The 21,660-nt window shown below is 69.2% G+C and carries 14 protein-coding genes; 8 read left to right on the forward strand and 6 right to left on the reverse strand.

Annotated elements, in window-relative coordinates; all coding sequences use genetic code 11:
* Window positions 1-4 precede the first annotated feature (4 nt).
* On the reverse strand, window positions 5-1,894 hold the full coding sequence (locus tag BM436_RS10855; RefSeq protein ID WP_093555542.1) for an amidohydrolase: 1,890 nt from the start codon (window positions 1,892-1,894) through the stop codon (window positions 5-7).
* 86 nt (window positions 1,895-1,980) lie between these two features.
* Window positions 1,981-2,679, reverse strand: coding sequence for a dienelactone hydrolase family protein (locus BM436_RS10860; RefSeq protein WP_093555543.1), 699 nt, complete (start codon window positions 2,677-2,679; stop codon window positions 1,981-1,983).
* A gap of 151 nt (window positions 2,680-2,830) precedes the next feature.
* Between BM436_RS10860 and BM436_RS10865 the strand changes: the two genes are divergently transcribed.
* Together BM436_RS10865 and BM436_RS10870 are read left to right on the forward strand one after the other, a co-directional pair.
* Complete coding sequence (locus tag BM436_RS10865; RefSeq protein WP_307665094.1) at window positions 2,831-5,710, forward strand: bifunctional diguanylate cyclase/phosphodiesterase; 2,880 nt, start codon at window positions 2,831-2,833, stop codon at window positions 5,708-5,710.
* A gap of 24 nt (window positions 5,711-5,734) precedes the next feature.
* Window positions 5,735-6,754, forward strand: coding sequence for a class I SAM-dependent methyltransferase (locus BM436_RS10870; RefSeq protein WP_093555545.1), 1,020 nt, complete (start codon window positions 5,735-5,737; stop codon window positions 6,752-6,754).
* A 35-nt stretch (window positions 6,755-6,789) separates the two neighbouring features.
* Here BM436_RS10870 and BM436_RS37025 read toward each other — a convergent pair whose 3' ends face one another.
* The 4 genes from BM436_RS37025 to BM436_RS10890 all read right to left on the reverse strand — a co-directional run bounded on the left by BM436_RS37025 (window position 6,790) and on the right by BM436_RS10890 (window position 11,636).
* The gene (locus BM436_RS37025; protein ID WP_177307110.1) at window positions 6,790-7,605 is read right to left on the reverse strand and encodes a FecR family protein; all 816 of its coding nucleotides are present in this window, start codon (window positions 7,603-7,605) and stop codon (window positions 6,790-6,792) included.
* 2 nt (window positions 7,606-7,607) lie between these two features.
* A complete protein-coding gene (locus tag BM436_RS10880; protein WP_177307112.1) occupies window positions 7,608-9,275 on the reverse strand; it encodes a ShlB/FhaC/HecB family hemolysin secretion/activation protein in 1,668 nt (555 codons plus the stop codon).
* Between the two features lie 142 nt (window positions 9,276-9,417).
* Window positions 9,418-11,082, reverse strand: coding sequence for a M28 family peptidase (locus BM436_RS10885; RefSeq protein ID WP_093555547.1), 1,665 nt, complete (start codon window positions 11,080-11,082; stop codon window positions 9,418-9,420).
* Window positions 11,083-11,231: 149 nt separating this feature from the next.
* The gene (locus tag BM436_RS10890) at window positions 11,232-11,636 is read right to left on the reverse strand and encodes a nuclear transport factor 2 family protein (RefSeq protein ID WP_229489916.1); all 405 of its coding nucleotides are present in this window, start codon (window positions 11,634-11,636) and stop codon (window positions 11,232-11,234) included.
* A 188-nt stretch (window positions 11,637-11,824) separates the two neighbouring features.
* Here BM436_RS10890 and BM436_RS10895 point away from each other — a divergent pair, with 188 nt between their 5' ends.
* From BM436_RS10895 to BM436_RS10920, 6 genes are all read left to right on the forward strand, one after another.
* Window positions 11,825-14,119, forward strand: coding sequence for a DEAD/DEAH box helicase (locus BM436_RS10895; protein WP_093555548.1), 2,295 nt, complete (start codon window positions 11,825-11,827; stop codon window positions 14,117-14,119).
* Window positions 14,120-14,505: 386 nt separating this feature from the next.
* Window positions 14,506-16,245: a TnsB C-terminal domain-containing protein gene (locus tag BM436_RS10900; protein ID WP_093555549.1), complete on the forward strand. Its 1,740-nt coding sequence runs from the start codon at window positions 14,506-14,508 to the stop codon at window positions 16,243-16,245.
* A 330-nt stretch (window positions 16,246-16,575) separates the two neighbouring features.
* Window positions 16,576-18,144 carry a flavin monoamine oxidase family protein gene (locus BM436_RS10905; protein WP_093555550.1) on the forward strand — a complete coding sequence of 523 codons (1,569 nt, stop codon included), beginning with the start codon at window positions 16,576-16,578 and terminating at the stop codon, window positions 18,142-18,144.
* Window positions 18,141-18,596: a c-type cytochrome gene (locus BM436_RS10910; RefSeq protein WP_229489924.1), complete on the forward strand. Its 456-nt coding sequence runs from the start codon at window positions 18,141-18,143 to the stop codon at window positions 18,594-18,596. Before BM436_RS10905 ends, BM436_RS10910 begins: the two co-directional genes overlap by 4 nt.
* Window positions 18,597-18,604: 8 nt before the next feature.
* Window positions 18,605-19,120 carry a RidA family protein gene (locus BM436_RS10915; RefSeq protein ID WP_093555551.1) on the forward strand — a complete coding sequence of 172 codons (516 nt, stop codon included), beginning with the start codon at window positions 18,605-18,607 and terminating at the stop codon, window positions 19,118-19,120.
* A 50-nt stretch (window positions 19,121-19,170) separates the two neighbouring features.
* Entirely contained in the window at window positions 19,171-21,630 is a 2,460-nt protein-coding gene (locus BM436_RS10920) for a TonB-dependent receptor plug domain-containing protein (RefSeq protein WP_093555552.1), read from the forward strand.
* The last annotated feature ends 30 nt before the right edge of the window (window positions 21,631-21,660 follow it).

Genomic DNA, 21,660 nt, shown 5'->3' on the forward strand with positions numbered 1-21,660 from the left:
TCCTTTAGAAGGCGAAGCAGCTGCAGCCGAACGCGCCCCAGAAGCCGCCGTGGTCGGACACCGGCACGGACGATTTGCGCGCCTTGTCGTGCGCGTGCGCGTGCACCCCGCACGGACCCTGGCACTGGTGCGGCAGCGCGGCCGATGCCGCGGCGGGCGCGGCGCGGCGCCAGTGCCCCGGCGTGGAACGCACCGGCGACCAGTCCGGCAGCACCGGGATGGGCGGCGGCGCCAGCGGCGTGAATTCGGCCTGGCCGTGCACCACCTTGCCGCCGACGATGGTGAGCACCGATTCGATGCCCTTGATCGCGTCCTCGTCCACCGTGAAGAAGTCGTCCGACAGCACCGCCAGGTCGGCCAGCATGCCGGCCTGGATGCGGCCCTTTTTACCCTGCTCGCTGGAGAACCAGGCGCTGCCCGCCGTCCACAGTTCCAGCGCCGTGTCGCGCGACAGTTTCGAGCCCGCGTCGTACAGCCGCAGCCCGCCCACCGTGCGGCCGGACACCAGCCAGTACAGCGCCGTCCACGGGTTGTAGCTGGCCACGCGCGTGGCGTCCGTGCCGGCGCCCACCGGCACGCCGTTCTCCAGCATGCGCTTGATGGGAGGCGTGGCCTTGGCCGCCTCCGCGCCGTAGCGCTCCACGAAGTACTCGCCCTGGAAGGCCATGCGGTGCTGGATCGCGATGCCGCCGTTCAGCGCCTTCACGCGCTCGATGTTGCGCGGGCTGATGGTCTCGGCGTGGTCGAACATCCAGTGCAGGTCGCCGAAGGGGATGTCGCGGTTGACCTTCTCGAACACGTCCAGCATGCGCGAGATGGATTCGTCGTAGGTCGCGTGCAGGCGGAACGGCCAGCGCTTGGCCACCAGGTGGCGCACCACTTTTTCCAGTTCCGCCTCCATGCCGGGCGCCAAGTCGGGGCGCGGTTCCAGGAAGTCCTCGAAGTCGGCCGCCGAGAACACCAGCATCTCGCCGGCGCCGTTGTGGCGGTAGTAGTCGTCGCCGTCGCCGGGCTTGACCATCTCCGTCCAGTGCTGGAAGTCCTCCAGCTCCTTGCCCTTGTTTTGCGTGAACAGGTTGTAGGCGATGCGGATGGTCAGCTGGCCGTCGCGCGCCAGCTGGTCGACCACGGCGTAGTCGTCCGGATAGTTCTGGAAACCGCCGCCGGCGTCGATGGCGCTGGTCACGCCCAGGCGGTTCAACTCGCGCATGAACTGGCGCGTGGAGTTGACCTGCAGCTCCAGCGGCAGCTTCGGTCCCTTGGCCAGCGTGGCGTACAGGATCATGGCGTTGGGGCGCGCGATCAGCATGCCGGTCGGGTTGCCGGAGGCGTCGCGCTGGATCTCGCCGCCGGGCGGGTTCGGCGTGTCCTTGTCGTAGCCCACCGCGCGCAGGGCGGCGCGGTTGAGCAGGGCGCGGTCGTACAGGTGCAGGATGAACACCGGCGTGTCCGGCGCGGCGGCGTTGATCTCGTCCAAGGTCGGCAAGCGCTTCTCGGCGAACTGGAACTCGGTCCAGCCGCCCACCACGCGCACCCATTGCGGGCTGGGCGTGCGCAAGGCCTGTTCCCTCAGCATGCGCAGCGCGTCCGCCAGCGAGGGCACGCCCTCCCAGCGCAGCTCCAGGTTGTAATTGAGGCCGCCGCGTATCAGGTGCAGGTGGGAGTCGTTCAGGCCGGGAATGACGGTGCGGCCGTTGAGGTCGATAACCTCGCTGGCCGGCGTGCGGTGGCGCATCACCTCGTCGGCGTCGCCCACCGCCAGGAAGCGCCCGCCCTGGATGGCGACCGCGCTGGCCTGCGGCTGGCTCTTGTCCACGGTGTGGAAACAGCCGTTGATGAGGATGAGGACCGGTTCGTCCCGTGTTGTCGCTTGATTGTCTGCTTGAGTGCCCATGCCGCTCTCCCGGTGTCTGATCGTCGACAGTATGCCGCCGGCGGCGGCGCCCTGCCATGCGCCATAGGGGAGAGCGGCGGGGACGGCTACAGCATCTCGCTCAGGAAGATCAGCGAATAGCCATGCGCCAGCGCGGCCGACTGCTGGTGGTAGCTGGCGCGGTGCGAGCAGTTGAAGCCGTGCTCGGCCTCCGGGTAGACGTGGATCTCCACATTGTCCTGCTCGGCGAAACGCTCGGCGACGCTCTTCACGGCGGACATGGGAATGTGGCTGTCCTTGCCGCCGAAGTGCAGCATCAGCGGCAGGCGGATGCCGTCGGCGCGGTCCAGCGCGTTCTGGATGCCGCCGCCGTAGTAGGCGATGGCGGCGTCGACCACGCCGTCGGCCGCCGCGTGGTAGGACAGCAGGCCGCCGTAGCAATAGCCGATGGAGGCGATCCTGCCCTCCACGCCCGGCAGCGCGCGCAGCGTTGCGGCGGCGGCGGCCACGTCGGCGCGGGCCTTGCCGGTGTCGGTGGCCGTCTTCAGCTCGACGGCGCGCTTCCAGTCCGCCTCGTCGTAGCCCAGTTCGATGCGCGCGCCCTGGCGCCAGAACAGGTCAGGCGCCAGCACCACGTAGCCGTCCGCCGCGTACTGGTCGGCCACGCCGCGGATGTGGGCGTTGACGCCGAAGATCTCCTGCGCCAGGACGATGCCCGGTCCCTTGCCGCCGCGCGGCAGCGCCAGGTAGGCGCCGAACTTGCCGTCGTCGCCGTCCACCTCTATCCATTGGGAAGTGCTGCTCATGCTTGATCCTTTCAGCCGTTGGTGGAAAAACGCCCATGCTACCGCGAAAACGCGCGCGCCGCGGGCACGCCAAGGCGCGCCGGCCGCGCCGCCGGGCTGTCGGCGCGGGGACATTCATGCTACTCTTGAACCTTTACCGTATCGACAACGGGTGACCCCAATTAGCGCCGTTTTCCCTTCCGCCCCCACCGCGCCGTCCAGGCGCCGGCTGGCCAGGTACCGCCCCATGGCGCTGGCGCTGCTGTCCGGACTGGGTGTCACGGCGCTGCTGTTTTCCGGCGTGAGCCGGCTGGAGCACGACAAGGTCGCGCTCGCCTTCCAGCAGCGCGCCGGCGCGCGCCTGTTCCAGCTGCAGCAGGGCGTGGGCGGCGCGATCGCCAGCGTGGGCTCCGTCAACCAGCTGTTCGCCAGCCGCGAGCACGTCAGCCGCAAGGAATTCGAGCTGTTCACCCGCCCCATCCTGCGGCAACATCCGTATATCCAGGGCATCAGCCACCTGCGCCTGCTGTCGCATGCCGAGCGCGCCGCCTTCGAGGCCGACATGGCGCGCCTGCTGCCGGGCACGGTGGTGACGGAGTTGCGCGACGGCCGGCCGGTGCCCGCCGGCGCGCGTCCGCGCTACCGGGTCGTCGACTACGTGGTGCCCCTGGCCGGCAACGAGGCCGCGCTGGGGCTGGACACCGCCTATCCCGTGCACGACGAGGCCGCGCGCGCGCGCGCCTACGCCACCGGCCAGCCCTCCGCCAGCGATCTGGTGCGGCTGGCGCAGGGACCGGCGCCGCGCGTCGGCGTCGTCGTCTCGATGCCGGTGTACCGCCACGGCGCGGCGCTGGACGGCAGCGACGCGCGCCTGGCCGCGCTCGAGGGCGAGACCGCCGCCGTGCTGCGCCCGTCCGACATGATCGCCAGCCTCCACGCGGCCGGCCAGGCCAGGATGGCCGGCCACGCCGGCATGGACCTGCGCGTCTACGCCGCCGCCGGCGAGAGTCCGGACAAGCTGGTGTTCCATGCGCCGCCGCCCGCGGCGCCGGCGCGCGACACGCTGCCCGGCTGGCTGTACCCGACGTCCGGCGAGCGCGTCGCCCAGCCCTTCGACGTGGCCGGCAAGACCTGGCTGATGGTGGCGCGCCAGCCCGGCGGCGCGCTCGTGGAAGACCACCTGGCGTCCATCTTCACGCTGGGGCTGGGCGCCATCCTGAGCGTGCTGGGCGCGGCCTACGTGAACACGCTGGCCTCGCGCAACCACGACGTGCAGCGCCGCGTGGACGAGCGCACCGCCCAGCTCAAGCAACTGAACCGCGAAATGCTGCTGCGCGACCGCGCCATCGAATCGAGCGTGAACGCCATCATCATCACGGCCGCGCTGCCGGGCAACCCCACCGTCTACGTCAACCCCGCGTTCGAGCGCCTGACCGGCTACGGCGGCGCCGACATGCTGGGCCGGAGCCCGCGCGCGCTGTACCGCGACGACCTGGACCAGCCCGGCGTGGCGGAGGTGCGCGCCGCCATCCGCGAGCAGCGCGACGGCCACGCCGTGGTGCGCTGCTACCGCAAGGACGGCGCCATGTTCTGGAACGAGCTGCACATCTCCCCGGTGCGCGACGAGCATGGCGGGGTGACCCACTTCGTCTGCTTCCAGCACGACATCACGGCCATCAAGGCCTACGAGTCCGAGCTGCGCCACCAGGCCACGCACGACGCGCTGACCGGTCTGCCCAACCGCGTGCTGCTGCAGGACCGGCTGCACCAGACCATCACCCACTCGTCGCGCAAGGGCCACCGGCTGTGGGTGGTGTCGATCGACCTGGACCGCTTCAAGTTCACCAACAGCCGCCTGGGCCACAAGGGCGGCGACCGGCTGCTGCGGGCGGTGGGCGAGCGGCTGCAGCTGGCGCTGCGGCCGGTGGACACGGTGGCGCGCATCGGCGGCGACGAGTTCGCGCTGATGCTGCTGCCCGAGCAGGGCTCGCTGACGCCGCGCGCCGACCAGGTGCAGCGCGTGCTGGATTGCCTGGCCGCGCCGCTGCACATCGACGGCCAGGAGCTGTTCCTCACCTGCAGCGCCGGCATCGCCGTCTATCCCGAGGACAGCGCCGAGACCGGGCCGCTGATGGAGCGCGCCGACATCGCCATGTACCGCGCCAAGGAAATGGGCGGCAACAACTACCAGTTCTACACGGCCGCCATGAACGAACGCCTGGGCGAGCGCATGCTGATCGAGAACGCGCTGCGCACGGCGCTGGAGCGGCGCGAATTCGTGCTGCACTACCAGCCGCAGGTGGACATCGCCAGCGGCCGCATCGTCGGCCTGGAGGCGCTGATACGCTGGCAGCATCCGGAGCTGGGCATGGTGGCGCCCAACCGCTTCATCCCGCTGGCCGAGGAGACCGGGCTGATACTGCCGGTCGGCGCCTGGGTGCTGCGCACCGCCTGCGAGCAGCTGATGGCCTGGCGCGCGGACGGCCGCCGCGACCTGCGGGTGGCGGTCAACGTCTCGGCGCGGCAGATGGCCGAGCAGGACTTCGTGCAGTCGGTGGCGGACGTGCTGGCGGCCACCGGCGTGCCGCCCCATTGCATCGAGCTGGAACTGACCGAGAGCCAGGTGATGAGCGACGTCGAGCACGCGATCGCCGTCATGCACGAATTGAAGAAGCTGGGCGTGCAGCTGGCCATCGACGATTTCGGCACCGGCTATTCCAGCCTGGCGCACCTGAAGCGCTTCGAGGTGGACGTGCTGAAGATCGACCAGACCTTCGTGCGCGACCTGACGGTGGACCCGGACGACGCGGCCATCGTCACCACCATCATCGCGCTGGCGGCCAACCTGGGCCTGGAGGTGATTTCCGAGGGCGTGGAAACGCGGGAGCAGCTCGCCTTCCTGCGCCAGCACGGCTGCCAGCAGATGCAGGGCTATTACTTCAGCCGTCCGCTGCCCGCCGCCGCCCTGGAGGCGGTATTGCGCGACAACGACGGCCTTTTCGGCGATTTGGAACATGCCGGCGCGGAGCGCACCGCCGGCCAGGCGACTTAACACGGAGACCCGGGGGAGGGCACCATGGCGGGAGCGGAACGCGTATTGGCGGCGATGCGGGAACACATCCAGGACGGCGAGCACCACCTGCGCGCCTTGCTGGAGCAGGGGGACGGCACGCCGTTCGGCCGCTTCGTCGAGATCGGCCTGGCGCTGCGGCGCTGCTACCGCGACCGGGCACGGCAAGACTACCTGATCGAACGCCTGCGGCCCTTCCGCAAACTCATCATCGGCGCCGTGCCGGCCGGCGTGCAGCGCCACGGCCTGCTGCCGGCGGACGAGGGGGGCGCGGACGGGAGGGCGCTGGAGGACGTCGGCGACGAGGAACTGCGGCAGTGGCTGATCGACGACGGGCGCCTGATCTACGGCGAATTCAAGCCGCATGAACTGGACAACTACTTCGCCGCGATCGCGCCGCACGTGCGGCCGGGCGGGGCGATGTACGACCTGGGCAGCGGCCTGGGCAAGGTGGTGATGTCGGCGGCGCTGGCGTTCCCGTTCGCGCGCTGCACCGGCGTGGAGCTGCTGGGCTACCGGCACCGCATGGCGCTGCGGCGCTTCGCCGCCATGCTGGACGCGGGCGAGCAGGCGCTGGCCGCGCTGCCCGCGCCGCCGGCGCCGGACGAGCCGCTGGCCCTGGGCCACGGCGGCGTGGCGAGCGCCCGCCACGTGCTGGACATGCGGGAGCGGGTGCGTTTCATTGAACAGGACATGTTCGAGGCCGACGTCGGCGACGCCAGCCTGGTGTTCGTCTACAGCACCTGCTTCGCGCCGCTGATGGACAAGCTGGGCGAGAAGCTGGCGCGCGGCGTGCCGGAGGGATGCCTGGTCAGCACCACCACCTTCCCGCTGCGGCATCCGGCCTTCAGGCTGGTGGAGCAGTTTCCGTCGCAGACGGTGGCGTGGACCACGGTGTTCCTGTACCGGCGCGAGGGGCCGCTGGAGGGGCTGCCGGAATTGGCGCCGGCCTACCTGTACGAGCCCGACCCCCACGAGTGGGAAGCCGGCGTGCGCGCGGCGATGGCGGGCTACACCGCCGCTTAGAACCACCGGCTTGACCCCGGTCTTTGCCGGTGGTTTTATTGAACCACGCACTCCGGGTCGGAGGTCTTGCCGGTGGCGCCGCCGGCCGGCGCGTTCTGGCTGATCGACGCCGGCATCCGCACCTGCACCGCCTGGGCGGGCGGCACCAGCACCAGCGGCGGCTGCACGCCGTTCCGCGGCGGCGGCAGGTAGCCGAACTGGCCGGCGTTCAGCACGGTGGCCGGCGACGGCGACGTTGCCGAGGGCGCCAAACCCGGCGCCTGGTTCGGCGTCACCACCACCGCGCCCGCCGCCACGTCCACGTGCAGGCCGTTGTCCGGGGTCTGGCCGGTCGGCGTGGGCACGCCGCCGCAATCGTTCTGGCAGAACAGCGCGCCCAGGTGCGTGCCGCGGATGCCGATGGTGGCCGTCGGCAGGCTGAAACTGACGGCCTCCCGGTTGCGCTTGCCCACCATGCCGGACACCGCGCGGAAGCCGCCCTTGAGCATCTCTATCCGTATCTTGTCGCCCTTCGGGTCCGGCTGGCGGAAGGTGAATTCGGAGATCTTCAGCACCGAATTGGGCCGCAGCACCATCTCCGAGCTGTCGATGAACTTCAGGCGGGCGAAGGCCTCCTCGCCGGTGTTCAGCACATCGCCCTCCATCACCTGCGACTTCACGTTCATGAACTTGGTCGAGCCGTCCGGACGCTTCACGGTCAGCACGCCGGCCAGGTGGGTCACCTGCGCCACGATGTCGCCGGGCGCGGCGCACGCGCCGCCGGACGCCAGCGCGGCCGATAGCGCCAGCAGCGCCGGCAGCGCGGGCAGGCGCGGGCCGCGGTTCGATTGCCGGGGGAGTGTGGTCTTCATCTTCAGTATCCCAATGTCAGGAACACATGCGCGCGATAGTCGCCGCCGGCGGCGCCGGCCGCGGCGGCCTCGCGCTGGCCGGCGTGGATGACGCGCGCCACATCCATGCGCAGGTTGGCGTGCCGGCCGACGCTGGCGCGCAATCCCAGCCCGGCGCTGCTGGCCGACACCGCGGCCGGCACCGGCGCGCGCGCGGCGCGGTTCCAGCCGCGCGAGGCGTCGATGAACAGCAGGCCGCGCACGCTGGCGTTCCAGCCGTTGGCGGCGCCAATGTCGTAAGTGTACAGCTCCGCGTTGGCCACCGCGCCGCTGTCGGCCGACAGCGCGCGCTCGTCGAAGCCGCGCACCGTGTAGGCGCCCGCCAGGCCGGTGTTCTCGGCCGTCACCATGGGCTGGAACGAATACTGGCCGGACGCCGCCAGGCGCAGTTGCCAGTCGTTCGCGAAACCGCGCAGGTGGCTGGCGCCGCCGCGCAGCACGATGAAACGGTCGCGCGTGTCGCGGTTGCCGGAGGTGAGGTAGGAATAGCGGTCGGTGCGCCCCGTGATGTTGGTGTAGCGCGCGCCGCGCGGCAGGTTCACCGCCAGGCCCACGCTGTAGTCGGTCTGCGCCGCGCCGCCGCGGGTGGAGCTTGAATAGGTGGCGCTCAGCGGCGTCACCTTGTACGGCACGCAGGCGGCGATGGGCGGCGTGGGCGGTTCGATGCTGACCGGCTGGCCGTCCACCGTGGAACAGCGCGCGTCGATGAACTTGTAGTCCAGGCCCAGCACCAGGCGGCTGGTGGTTTCGCCCGCGCGCGCGAAGTTGTGGTTCAGGTGCAGACCGAACACGTCGCCCTTGCCGACGATGTTCAGCGCACCGCCCAGCGTGGGCGTGGAGCTGGGCGTGTTCGAGCTGGATTTGCCGAAGATGAAATCCACGCTGTCGCCCCAGTCGTACAGCGGCAGCCGGTAGCCGACGCTGTAGTTGCGCACCGTGACGCCGTCCGGGCTGTCCGGCGAGGTGGTGTAGGCCAGGCTGGCGGTGTGGTCGCGGTCGAACAGGTTGGCGTACTGGTAGGAGACGCCGGTGCGCCATTTGCCGCTGGCGTCGGTGCCGGAGTTGTCGATGGACAGGCCGGCCTGGTGCGGGCTGCGGTCGGTCACGCGGACCTTGGCGTCCACCGTGTTTTCGGCCTCGCCGGCGGCCAGCGTCACCTCCACCAGCTTGACGCCGTTCTCGTTGGACAGCTGCACGTTCTCGGACAGGCGGCGCAGATTGGGCGCGTGTCCCGTCCGCAGCGCGGGCAGGCCGCGCAGCACGTTGTCGGTGCCGAAGTGGGTGTTGTCCGTCACGCGCACGGCGCCGATGCGCACTTCGACCACGTTCAGCCGCACCACGCCGGAGGTGGCTTCCTGCTCCGGCAGTTCGACCTGCACGGTGCCGTAGCCATCAGCGCGGTAGGCGCCCTCCAGCGCCTCCAGGGCGCGCTGCACGTCGGCGAAGTTGCGCTGTTTTCCCGTGAACCGCGCCAGCAGCGCCTGCACGCGCTCCGGCGCCAGCAGGGTGTTGCCGGCGACGTCGAAGCGGGCGATGTCGAAGCGCTGTTCCGGCTCGGGCGAACCCTCCTGCGCCCGGGCGTGCGGTATCGCTGCGGTTGCAAGAGCCAGTGATATGCTTCCTGCAAGCAACAAAGTCTTCATGATTATGGGAAAAAGAAGGGCGTAGTGAAGGTTAGTATGAAAAGAATAGGGCAGCAAGCGTATTTCCCTTAAAGAAATATAGCCCGCCGCCCGGCCGACGGGAGTGTCGGCGGATAGCCACAGAGGGGGATCAGCGCTTCACTTTGGAGAACGGGTCGCTGCTCTTGAAGCTGGCCATGGCGGGCGCGTTGGCCACCGCGTAGCCCAGGTTCAGCGTGAACTGCGCCTGCTGCACCATGCCGGACAAATCCCAGCCCGGGCGGTACTCATCGGTCACCTGGTGGTAGTCCTTCTTGAAGGCCACCAGCGTGTCGCTGTTGGCCTTCTGGTCCTTCTCGAACTCGAAGTGGCCGTCGCCCGAGAACACGGCCGAGCCCACGTTGAAGGCGGGGATGCCGGCCTTGGCGAAGTTGAAGTGGTCGGCGCGGAAGTAGGCGCCCGAGATGTCCGGGATGGCCGGCGCCAGCTTCAGGCCCATCTTCTTCGCCACCTGGCCGGCGGTCTCGTACAGCGAGCTGCGCTCCGCGCCCGCCACGCCGATGTCCCTGGTGCGGCCGGCGAAGTTCATGCTGTCCAGGTTCAGGTCCGCGCTGGTCTTGTCCAGGGGCCAGGCGGGATGGGCCACGTAGGCGGCGCTGCCCAGCAGGCCCTGCTCCTCGGCCGCCGGCCACAGGAAGATCTGGGTGCGCTTGGCGGGACGCTTGACCGCCTCCGCCGCCATCACCAGCAGCGCGGCGGTGCCGGAGGCGTTGTCGATGGCGCCGTTGTAGGTGTGGTCGGTCTTGTCGTCGCGGCGCACGCCCTCGTCGATGCCCAGGTGGTCCCAGTGCGCGGAGTAGATCACCGCTTCCTGCTTCAGTTTGGGATCGGTGCCCGGCACGATGCCGGCCACGTTGAACTGCTCCACCTGGCGGATGGTGCTGCGCAGCTCCACGTGGGCGCTGGCCTTCAGGTCCACCGGCTGGAAGTCGCGGCTCTCGGCGCGGCGGCGCAGTTCGTCCAGATCGAAGCCGGAGGCGCCCACCAGGTCGCGCGCGGTGTCCTCGTGCAGCCAGCCCTCGATGTTGTTGCCCGCGCCGTTCAGGTGGAAGCGCTCGTGGCTGAAGCCATTGGCCGGCACGCTCCATGGATAGGACGCCGACGGCGTGGTGTGGATCAGCAGCGCGCCCGCGGCGCCGCGGCGCACCGCCTCCTCGAACTTGTACAGCCAGCGGCCGTAGTAGGTGTAGGCCTTGCCGGCGAAGCGGTTCGGCTCCTCGGCGGTGGGCTGCGGGTCGTTCACCATCATCACGAGGATCTTGCCCTTCACGTCCTGGCCCTTGTAGTCGTCCCACTTCTCCTCCGGCGCCGAGACGCCGTAGCCGACGAACAGCAGCGGCGCGTCGAAGCTCAGGGCGGCCTTGCCGCTGCCCGTGCCGAACACGATGCCCTGGCCGATGATGGGCGACAGGCGCGCGTCGCCGGCGCGGAAGGTCACCGAGCTGCCTGGCAGCAGCTTGGTGCCCTCGAAGCGCACCGGCTGGCGGTAGCCGCCGCCGGGCAGGGGTTGCAGGCCGATCAGCGCGGCCTGGGTTTCCAGGTAGCGCACCGCCAGGTCGCCGCCGCGCTGGCCGGTGCCGCGCCCTTCCAGCAGGTCGTCCGCCAGGAACGACAGGTGGGCGCGCAGCGGGGCTTCGCGTATGGTTTGGGCCTGGGCCAGGGGGGAGAAAACGGTCGACGACGCCATGGCCAGGGTAAGGCCGGCGGCGCACGCCAGGGGGGTAAGTCGCGTGGCAAGGTGTGTTACTGCGCGCATTGCTGCTCCAATGTTCGGGTTGACAGAGTTCCGCGCCCTCCCGGCAGGAGGCGCGGAGCGGCCATCTTACTCCCCTTGGAGCGTATCGTGGAAGCGGGCTGAGCCCCATTTGGGGCCTGGCCCCCAATGGGGCTCAGCCCGCCTGAGGCCTAGTCTTCGGTGGCTTCGCCGTGGAAGGCCTTGTTGGCGATTTTCCAGCCGTCGGCGGTTTTCAGCAGCACGAAGTAGTCGGTGAAGGTGGTGGCGCCGTGGATCAGGCGCAGGCGCGCGCAGGCGGCGTTGCCCTTGACGTCGATCCAGTCGACGATGCGCTGGCGCTCGGCCTCGTCGGCGGCGGGCGCGCCCTTGAAGCGCTGGCAGTACACGTCCAGCGGCCAGGATGTGAAGACGCCTTCGCGGATGGACTCGATGTGCGCGCTCGGCAGGAAGGCCTGGCGCATGAAGGAGGCGTCGTCGCGGGCGTGGCCCTCGATGTATTGTTTGATCGGGTCCATCACGGCGGCTTGCTCTTCGCTGAACTGTGGACGGAAGATGACATTCATTGGCAGGTTCATCGGTGTCTCCTTGTTGGAGCCCCATCATGCCCTGCGTTTCGCCCGCTGAATCCGGGTGTCGTGCGATAACGGTTATATTGATTATGGGATACAAAACGGGGCCGGAATTCGCGTGCGCGCGCCAGACAGAGTAAACTAGCGCTTTTGTTTCGCATTGGGCGATTCGAACATTAACTGTGAGTGACGCCATGTCTGGAACACCTGAAAACGCAATCCCCCCCGCCGGTCCCCTGTTTACGGACCTCGACCTGAGTCCGGCCCTGATCAAATCCCTGAAGGAAGTCGGCTACGAGGCGCCATCGCCGATCCAGGCCGCCACCATCCCCTACCTGCTGGACAACCGCGACGTGCTGGGCCAGGCCCAGACCGGCACCGGCAAGACCGCCGCCTTCGCGCTGCCCATCCTGTCGCGCATCGACACCAAGCTGACCGCGCCGCAGGCGCTGGTGCTGGCGCCGACCCGCGAACTGGCGATCCAGGTGGCCGAGGCCTTCCAGCGCTACGCCGCCTACATCCCCGGCTTCCACGTGCTGCCGATCTACGGCGGCCAGAGCTACGGCCCGCAGCTGTCGGCGCTGCGCCGCGGCGTGCACGTCGTGGTCGGCACCCCGGGCCGCGTGATCGACCACCTGGACAAGGGTTCGCTGGACCTGTCCAAGCTGAAGACGCTGGTGCTGGACGAGGCCGACGAGATGCTGCGCATGGGCTTCATCGACGACGTCGAGCGCATCCTGCAGGAGACCCCGGACTCGCGCCAGACCGCGCTGTTCTCGGCCACCATGCCGTCGGTGATCAAGCGCATCGCCAACACCTACCTGCGCAACCCGGCCGAGGTGACCGTCGCCTCCAAGACCGGCACCGCCGAGAACATCCGCCAGCGCTACTGGCTGGTGAGCGGGATGCACAAGCTGGACGCGCTGACCCGCATCCTGGAGGCCGAGCCGTTCGACGGCATGATCATCTTCTCCCGCACCAAGATGGGCACCGAGGAACTGGCCGAGCGCCTGAACGCGCGGGGCTTCTCGGCCGCCGCCATCAACGGCGACATGCAGCAGGCCGCGCGCGAGCGCACCATCAGCCAGCTGAAGGAGGGCAAGATCGACATCCTGGTCGCCACCGACGTCGCCGCCCGCGGCCTGGACGTGGAGCGCATCAGCCACGTGGTCAACTACGACGTGCCGCACGATCCCGAAAGCTACACCCACCGCATCGGCCGCACCGGCCGCGCCGGCCGCAGCGGCGAGGCGATCCTGTTCATCACCCCGCGCGAGCGCAACCTGCTGAAGGCCATCGAGCGCGCCACGCGCCAGCCGGTGAGCGTGATGGAACTGCCGTCGCTGCAGGCCGTGAACGACGTGCGCATCGCCCGCTTCAAGGACGAGATCACCGAGACCCTGGCCAAGGGCGGCCTGGAACACTTCATGGGCCTGGTGGAGGACTACGAGCGCGAACACAACGTGCCGGCGGTGGAGGTGGCGGCGGCGCTGGCCATGATGGCGCGCGGCGGCAAGTCCCTGCTGCTGGACAAGAAGAAGGAAACCGGCTGGCACGAGGACGGCAAGCCGCGTCCCGAGCGCGCCGAGCGTCCCGACCGCGGCGACCGGCCGGACCGTTTCGACCGCGGCGACCGCTTCGACCGTCCCGACCGTCCGGACCGCGGCGAGCGCGCCTTCCCGAAAAAGGAACGCGTCATCCGCGAATCCGAGCCGGGCATGCAGACCTACCGCATCGAAGTGGGCTACCAGCACGGCGTCAAGCCGGGCAACATCGTCGGCGCCATCGCCAACGAGGGCGGCGTGGACTCCAAGCACATCGGCCGCATCGAGATCTACGACGACTACTCGGTGCTGGACATGCCGAACGACCTGCCGCCGGACCTGATCGAGCACCTGCAAGGCATCCGCGTGGCCGGCCAGGCGATGCGCCTGCGCCGTGACGGCGCCCCCGCGCCGGCCGCCGCCGCCCCGGCGCGCGCGCCCGCGGCGCCGAAGAAGGCCAAGCCGGAGCCGCGCGCCGAGGTGCGCGCCGAGTCCGGTCCCGAGCCGAAACGCGAACCGAAGCGCGAGCCGCAGCTGTCCGCCAAGCCGGACGACGACGAACCCGTGTTCGACAGCGCCGAAGCCGCCAAGAAGAAAAAGAAGGAAAAGAACAAGGTCACGCTGCCGATGAGCGCCTTCCGCATCGAGGTGGGCAGCAAGCACGCGGCGACGCCGTCCAACATCGTCGGCGCCATCGCCAACGAGGCGGGGCTGGAGGCCAAGTACATCGGCCGCATCGAGATCTTCGACGACCACAGCATGGTCGAGCTGCCGGACGGCATGCCGGACGACATCTTCCAGCACCTGGGCAAGGTGTGGGTGGGCGGCCAGCAGCTGCGCATCAGCCACGCCGACGCCATGCCGCCGGAGTCCGGCAAGCACACCCCGCCCAAGGCCGCGCCGGCGGGCAAGCCCGCCAAAAAGCCGGGCAAGTTCGGTAAATAAGTCCAAGAAGTGAGACCAAAGGAGCCGCCAGGCTCCTTTTTATTTCCCCCACCACATCGGTGTCAGGCGCGACATTCGGACGGGGACGCCGAGTCAAATGTCCGAATGTCGCGCCTGACACCGATGTGTTTTTGATAATTCGTGCACGGTGGCGGTGCGCTGCTTTGTTGCGGTGCGTCGTAAATGGGGCGCGGCGCCGGCCGTCACTGGGGAAACGCGCTTGCTGGAGGGGTGGCCCGGAACTTGCATAGACAGCTTCATTTTCCTGTCTTGCGAGGGGCGCTGTGATATCCCGTAACGATCTGCTTGAATACGCCGGGCCGAATCGCAAAGTCATCCGCGTGTTGTGGATAGACGCTGCGTGTACGGTCGCTTATGTCTTCGATGTGCTGGCCCGGGGCACCGACGCCGAACTGGCGCGCCTGCCGATGCTGGAGGCCGACCTGGCCTCCGGCCGCGCGCGCGTGCTGGCCGAGGATCCCTATGTGGTCGCGATGAACCAGGAACTGCTGCCGCAGAAGCATCTGCAGCTGCGCGCCCGCGCCTGGAACATCGTGCGCGAGCTGGTGGCGCTGGAGCCGGCCATCTACGAGCCGCGCCGGCGCGGCCAGCTGGTGCTCGAGTGCATGCGCCGCCATGGCGTGTCGCATCCCACCGTGTACCGCTACCTGCGCCGCTACTGGCAGCGCGGCCAGACGCCGAACGCCCTGCTGCCCGATTATTCGAACTCCGGCGGCCGCGGCAAGATCCGCGCGGTCTCCGAGGGCGTGCAGCGCGGCCGTCCGCGCAAGGCCGGCACGCCGCCCGGCGTGAACGTGGACGAGGCCATGCGCCGCGTGTTCCGCGTGGCCGCCACGCGCCACGCCGCCACCAGCCTGCCGTTCCAGCGCCGCACCGCCTACAGCCAGATGCTGCGCGATTTCTTCACCGAGCGCCGCGTCGATCCCGCCACCCAGCGCGTGCAGCGCATGGAGCCGGTGGATGGCTTGCCGACCTTCGGCCAGTTCAACTACTGGCTGGACCAGGACCGCACGCTGGCGGCGCCGCGGCCGGCGCCGCCGCTCGACGCCGCGACGATGGTGGCGCGCCCGGGCCGGCCCGGCACCGCCTTCCGCCTGGAGGCGGCGCAGCCGGACGTGCGGCTGGTGTCGCGCGCCGACCGCGCCCAGGTCATCGGCCGTCCCGTGGTCTATGTCGCCACCGATGTCTTCAGCGGCATGGCGGCGGGCGTCTACGTGGGCATGGAGGCGCCGTGCTGGCCGCACGCGCTGCTGGCGCTGGCCAACGCCGCCGCCGACAAGCGCCGCTACTGCCTGCGCTTCGGCCGCGACATCGCGCCCGAGCTCTGGCCGGTGCAGCATCTGCCCAATCTGCTGTTCGCCGACGCGGCGCTGGCCGCCGGCGCCGACGACGAGGCGCTGCTGAACAACTTCAACGTGCGCAGTCTGGTCACGCCGGCGCCGCAAATCCCGGCGGCCGGCGAGGCCTTGGCGTGCGACGCCTCGGTCGCCCACGCGGCGCCATGGCGCGCGCAGCTGGCGCGGCGTTTCGACCTGCTCCAGCAGCCCGCCCCCACCCCCACTCCGGGCGGGTGCGGACGCCTGGACGCGGTGCTGGACCTGGAACAGTTCACCCGCCTCGTCATCGACAGCCTGCTGCACTACAACCACGAGCGCCAGGCCGACGGCTGCACGCCCAAGCAGTTGTGGGACTGGGGCCTGGCGCAGCGCGGCTCGGCCTTGAAGCAGCAGGCGGAGGACCTGGTGCGCTGCTGCCTGCTGCCGGTGGACGAGGCCACCGTGACGGCCGACGGCATCTGCCTGAACGGCCTGTATTACAGCTGCGCGCGCGCGGAGCAGGAGCAGTGGTTCGAGCGCGCCCGCCAGCGCGGCCAGTGGCCGGTGAAGGTGGCGGTGGACGCCTCCAGCCTGGACATGGTCTACCTGCTGGACCCGCACGCGCCCATGCACTTCCACGCCTGCCACCTGACGGAGGAAAGCAGCGCGCACCGCCGGCTGTCGGCCGCCGAGGTTTGCCACCTGCCGGTGGCGACGCTGGTGGCGCCCCATCAGCCGCAACTGCCGGCCACCCACTTCGGCCTCATGGTGGCGGCGCTCGCCAGCTAGTCCCCGCATCGTCCTGGTGCGGCGCGTCAAAACCGCACCATCTCCGCGATCAGCCAAATCAGCCCCCGCACGGGGCTGATTTGCTTTGCGCGCGCGCAAGACGCCGCGCCGAAAAATACAGTAGTTGATCCCCGAATAAAGTCCGTCGCCCGCGCGGCGGCTCGCGCCCGGCCCCTGCCCCGGACCACTTACGCGTGCGCGTCGCCCGGAATCAAGATTGATTTCCGGGCATGAATCCACACAATTTAATTCCATAATGAATTATTCATTTATGTTTTATTGGCACGCCGATTGCTAGAAGGGAGGGGTACCACTTAAAGGAGGTTGTCGATGATCAGCAGGAGAGATTTCTTGTACCGGGCCGCCGCCGTCGGGGGCACGGGACTGATGTTGAACACGATGAGTGCCTGGGGCATGGGCATCGCGTCGCGCACTTCCGAGCCGCCGGCCTTGAGCGGCAGCGGCAAGGGCAGGAAGGTCGTGATACTGGGCGCCGGCCTGGCCGGCATGACGGCGGCCTACGAGCTGGGCAAGCTGGGCTACGAGGTGCGGGTGCTGGAGGCGCGCGACTTCGCGGGCGGGCGCTGCCAGACCGCCCGCAAGGGCTTCGCGCTGACGGAGCTGGGCGGCGAGGAGCAGCGCTGCCGCTTCGACGAGGGACAGTACATCAACCACGGGCCGTGGCGCATCCCGCTGCACCACCAGTCCACCCTGCATTACACGCGCCTGTTCGAGGTGCCCCTGGAGGTGATGGTCAACGACAACGACCATTCCATCGTCTACCTGGAGAACGGCGGACCGCTGGCCCGCCAGCGCCTGCGTCCCGCGCAGATCAAAGCCGACATGCGCGGCCACGTGGCCGAGCTGCTGGCCAAGAGCGTCAAGGACAACCAGCTGGACCAGCAACTGAGCGTGGACGACAAGCGCCTGCTGCTCGACTACCTGGCGCACGAGGGCCAGCTCGACGCGGGCGACCTGCGCTACAAGGGCCGCAGCGGCCGCGGCTACGCCGTCAATCCCGGCGCGGGCATGACGCCGGGACCGGGCGCCGCGTCCGATCCGCTGGGCTTCAAGGAGCTGCTGGCGTCCCGCGTCGGCAACGTCTACAGCGCGGTGCAGGACTTCCCCATGCAGAACACCATGTTCCAGCCGGTGGGCGGCATGGACCGCATCGCCAAGGCCTTCGAGAAGCGCGTCGGCCGCCACATCCGCTACCGCGCCGAGGTGCAAAGCCTGCGCCACGGCGAGAACAACGTCACCGTCACCTACAAGGACACGGCGAGCGGCAAGCTGCAATCTGTGACGGCCGATTTTTGCCTGTGCACGATACCGCTATCAGTGCTGCGCATGGTCGACACCGACTTCTCGCCCGGGTTCAAGGCCGCCATCAAGCAGGTGGCCTACGCGCCGGTGGGCAAGATCGGCCTGCAGATGAAGCGCCGCTTCTGGGAGGAGGACGACCAGATCTACGGCGGCCACGTGCTCACCGACATCAAGGGCATCAACACCATCTCGCTGCCCTCGTCCGGCTGGCAGAAGAAGAAGGGGGTGCTGCTGGGCTACTACAACTACCAGACCGCCGCCATCGAGGTGAGCGCGATGACGCCGCAAGAGCGCGCCGACTTCGCGCTGGCCGCCGGCGAAAAGATCTTCCCGGCCTACCGCGAGTCGTTCGACAGCGCCTTCTCCGTGGCCTGGCACCGCGTGCAATACAACCTGGGCGGCTGGGCCGACTGGAACGACGACAGCCGCAAGAACGCCTATCCGAAGCTGCTGGAGGGCGAGGGCCGCGTGCTGCTGGCCGGCGAGCACCTGAGCTACCTGACGGGCTGGCAGGCCGGCGCCATCGAATCGGCCTGGCAGCAGCTGGCGCGCATCCATGAAAGGGCCAGCGCATGAGCCGCGCGCACCATCCGAAACGGGCCGCGCCGCCGGCCTGGCTGGCGGCGTTGCCGGCGTGGTTCATGGCGCTGGCCTACGCGGCCGGCGCCGCCGCGCCCTTGCCGGCATGGGCCCAGGGGGCCGACGGCAAGGCGCTGTTCATGAAGAACTGCGCGGCCTGCCACCAGGCCAGCGGCAAGGGCATACCGGGCGCCTTCCCGGCGCTGGCGGGCAATCCGCTGGTGCAGGGCGCGCCGGGGGAACCGGTGGCCGTGCTGCTGCAGGGACGGGGCGGCATGCCGGACTTCAGCGGCAGCCTGAGCGACGAGGAGATCGCCTCCGTGCTCAGTTACGCGCGCGGGGCATGGGGCAACAAGGCCGCGCCAGTGGGCGCGGAAGCGGTAGCGGCGTTGCGCGGCCAGCTCGGCGCGCAGCGACACGCCAGTGGGCAAATGTCGAACAAACACTAAGGACACACATGAAGAAGAATTTGGTATTGAACGCGGCCAGCCTGCTGGTTCCGGGCGTGATGGCCTTGATCGCCTCCACCGCGCAGGCGCAGTCCGCGGAGATCGTCCGCCACAAGATCCCCGGTTCCGACTTCCCCATCGCGCAGGCGGTGAGCGTGCCGCCGTCGGCCACCATCCACTTCATCAGCGGCCAGGTGCCGCCGGTGGTGGACAAGGCCGCGGCGCCGGACTCCATCGCCGCCTACGGCGACACCAAGACCCAGACCATGGGCGTGCTGAAAAAGATAGACGAGATCCTCAAGGGCATGGGCCTGGCCATGGGCGACGTGGTGAAGATGCAGGTGTTCCTGGTGGGCGATCCGGCCAAGGGCGGGCGCGCCGACGTGAAGGGCTTCATGGAGTCCTACACCCAGTTCTTCGGCGGCGCGCAGCCCAACCTGCCGGCGCGCGCGGTGATGCAGGTGGCGGCGCTGAACGTGCCGGGCTGGCTGGTGGAAATCGAAGTCGTGGCCGCGAAAAAATAACGCGTCCAAAAGTAAGCATCCAAAAATAACAGATCTGAAGGGATATCCATATGCACAAGGCTCAACTCAAAGCATGCGCGGCCGCCATCCTGGTGGTGTATTCGGGACTGGCCTGCGCCGCGGCGCCGGACGAGGCGCAGGCGGAGGCCGTGGCGGGAGCCGCCGCCGCCACGCCGTCGTCGGCCGGCGCCGTGATCGTGACCGGCACCCGCGCCAGCGGCCTGAAAGTGGAGAACAGCGCCTCGCCGATCCAGCTGCTGGACTCGGCCTCGATGCAGCGCACCGGCCAGCCGGACCTGGTGCAGGCGCTGGCGCAGAACCTGCCGTCCTTCACCGCCCAGGCCTTCGGCGGCGACACCGCCAACCTGACGCTGTCGGCCCGCCTGCGCGGCCTGAGCCCGAACAACACGCTGGTGCTGGTCAACGGCAAGCGCCGCCACGGCACCTCCAACCTGGCGGTGCTGGGCGGGCCGTACCAGGGCGGCGCGGCGGCGGACCTGAGCTACATCCCGGTGGCGATGATCGACCACATCGAGGTGCTGCAGGACGGCGCCGCCGCGCAGTACGGCACCGACGCCATCGCCGGCGTGATCAACATCATCCTCAAGTCCAACACCAAGGGCGGCACCTTCAACGTCAACGGCGGCGGCTACGCGGACGGCGGCGGCCGCACCGCCGACACCATGGGCAACGTCGGTTTCGAGCCCTTCGACAAGGCCTTCGTCAGCCTCTCGGCCGAGACCAAGTACCACGGCTTCAGCAACCGCGGCGGCATCGACCCGCGCGTGACGGACCGCGCCAACCTGGCCGCGATGCCGCTGCTGCAGGCGGCCGGCTATCCCAACCTGAACAAGATCTCGGGCGACGCGCAATACCATCTCACCGTGTTCGGCGTGAACGCCGGCTACGACATCGACGACGACACCGCCGTCTACGCCTTCGGCACCGTGGGCCGCAAGGAGGCGCGCGCCTTCGAGAACTACCGCATGCCGAACCGCCTGCCGCAGGTCTATCCGCTGGGCTTCAGCCCCAAGGAAACCATGAAGGACCAGGACTACGCCCTCACCGCTGGCGTCAAGGGCAAGCTGGGCGCGTGGAACTGGGACCTGAGCTCCACCTACGGCCGCGACAAGGCCGAAATCGGCGTCGAGGATTCGGCCAACGTCTCGCTGTACCAGGACACCGGCTTCACGCCGACCGTGTTCTCCGCCGGCGCCTTCATCGCCAGCCAGTGGACCAACAACCTGGACTTCAGCCGCGACGTGCACGTCGGCTGGGCCAGGCCGCTGACCTTCGCGCTGGGCCTGGAGCACCGCGTGGACAAGTACGAGATCCAGGCCGGCGACCGGTACGCGCGCTACAAGGAGGGCTCGCAGTCCTATCCCGGCTTCTCGCTGACCGACGCCGGCAAGCATGACCGCAACAACAAGGCGGTGTACGCCAACGTGATCGCCCACCCGGTGGAGGCGCTGACGGTGGACCTGGCCGCGCGCTACGAGCACTTCAGCGACTTCGGCAACGCCAAGGTCGGCAAGATCACCAGCCGCTACGACTTCACGCCGGCCTTCGCGCTGCGCGGCACCGTCAGCAACGGCTTCCGCGCGCCAACGCTGGCCGAGCAGTACTACTCGGCCACCAACGTCTCGCCGCGCAGCGCCTTCGTGCAGCTGGCGCCGAACTCGCCCGGCGCCGCGCTGGTCGGCGTGAACGGCCTGAAGCCGGAGGAGTCCACCAACTTCAGCGCCGGCCTGGTGCTGAACCCCGCCAGCAACGTCGCGCTGACGCTGGACGCCTACCAGATCACGATCCGCGACCGCATCGTCGGCAGCGGCTCGCTGTACGGCTCCGGCGGCGCCGACAACTCGCCGGCGGTGACGGCCGCCATCCTCGCCAACGGCAACACGCTGGACCCGACGGTGGTGCAGACCGGCATCAACATCTTCACCAACGCCGTCAACACGCGCTCGCGCGGGCTGGAGTTCGTGGCCACGGTGAACAGCAGCTACGGCGACTGGGGGCGGGTGGACTGGTCGGCGGCGGCCAACTACAACAAGGTGGAGGTCATGAAGATCAACCAGGCGCCGGCGCAGCTGCGGCCGCAAACCCTGCTCGACAAGACCGCCATCTCGCACCTGGAGACCGCGTCGCCGAAGATGCGCCTGAACCTGGGCGCCTTGTGGAAGAAGGGCGCGTGGACCGTCAACCTGCGCGAATCCATCTACGGCAAATCGTCCGAATGGCAGTCGTCGGACGGCGCCGAATTCTTCAAGAACGAGATCGGCGCCACCGCCACCACCGACCTCGAGCTGAGCTACCGCATGGCCAACGGCTGGACCCTGTCGGGCGGCGCCAACAACCTGTTCAACAAGTACCCGGACCAGGTGAACCCGGCGCTGCTGGCCGTGTACCGCGCCAACCTGGACAACTCGGCGGTGACGATCTATCCCTCGTTCTCGCCGTTCGGCATCAACGGCGGCTACTACTACGCGCGGGCCAGCTACAAGTTCTAAGCGGGCGTGGATGACAGGCGGGGGAGGGCG

Origin of the sequence: Pseudoduganella namucuonensis, from assembly GCF_900116645.1 — a bacterium.
GTDB classification, from domain to species: domain Bacteria; phylum Pseudomonadota; class Gammaproteobacteria; order Burkholderiales; family Burkholderiaceae_D; genus Rugamonas; species Rugamonas namucuonensis.

Coding starts and splice junctions, on each gene's coding strand:
- BM436_RS10855 (WP_093555542.1), bottom strand. CDS start 1,894: ATGGGCACTCAAGCAGACAATCAAGCGACAACACGGGACGAACCGGTC.
- BM436_RS10860 (WP_093555543.1), bottom strand. CDS start 2,679: ATGAGCAGCACTTCCCAATGGATAGAGGTGGACGGCGACGACGGCAAG.
- BM436_RS10870 (WP_093555545.1), top strand. CDS start 5,735: ATGGCGGGAGCGGAACGCGTATTGGCGGCGATGCGGGAACACATCCAG.
- BM436_RS37025 (WP_177307110.1), bottom strand. CDS start 7,605: ATGAAGACCACACTCCCCCGGCAATCGAACCGCGGCCCGCGCCTGCCC.
- BM436_RS10885 (WP_093555547.1), bottom strand. CDS start 11,082: ATGCGCGCAGTAACACACCTTGCCACGCGACTTACCCCCCTGGCGTGC.
- BM436_RS10890 (WP_229489916.1), bottom strand. CDS start 11,636: ATGAACCTGCCAATGAATGTCATCTTCCGTCCACAGTTCAGCGAAGAG.
- BM436_RS10895 (WP_093555548.1), top strand. CDS start 11,825: ATGTCTGGAACACCTGAAAACGCAATCCCCCCCGCCGGTCCCCTGTTT.
- BM436_RS10905 (WP_093555550.1), top strand. CDS start 16,576: ATGATCAGCAGGAGAGATTTCTTGTACCGGGCCGCCGCCGTCGGGGGC.
- BM436_RS10910 (WP_229489924.1), top strand. CDS start 18,141: ATGAGCCGCGCGCACCATCCGAAACGGGCCGCGCCGCCGGCCTGGCTG.
- BM436_RS10915 (WP_093555551.1), top strand. CDS start 18,605: ATGAAGAAGAATTTGGTATTGAACGCGGCCAGCCTGCTGGTTCCGGGC.
- BM436_RS10920 (WP_093555552.1), top strand. CDS start 19,171: ATGCACAAGGCTCAACTCAAAGCATGCGCGGCCGCCATCCTGGTGGTG.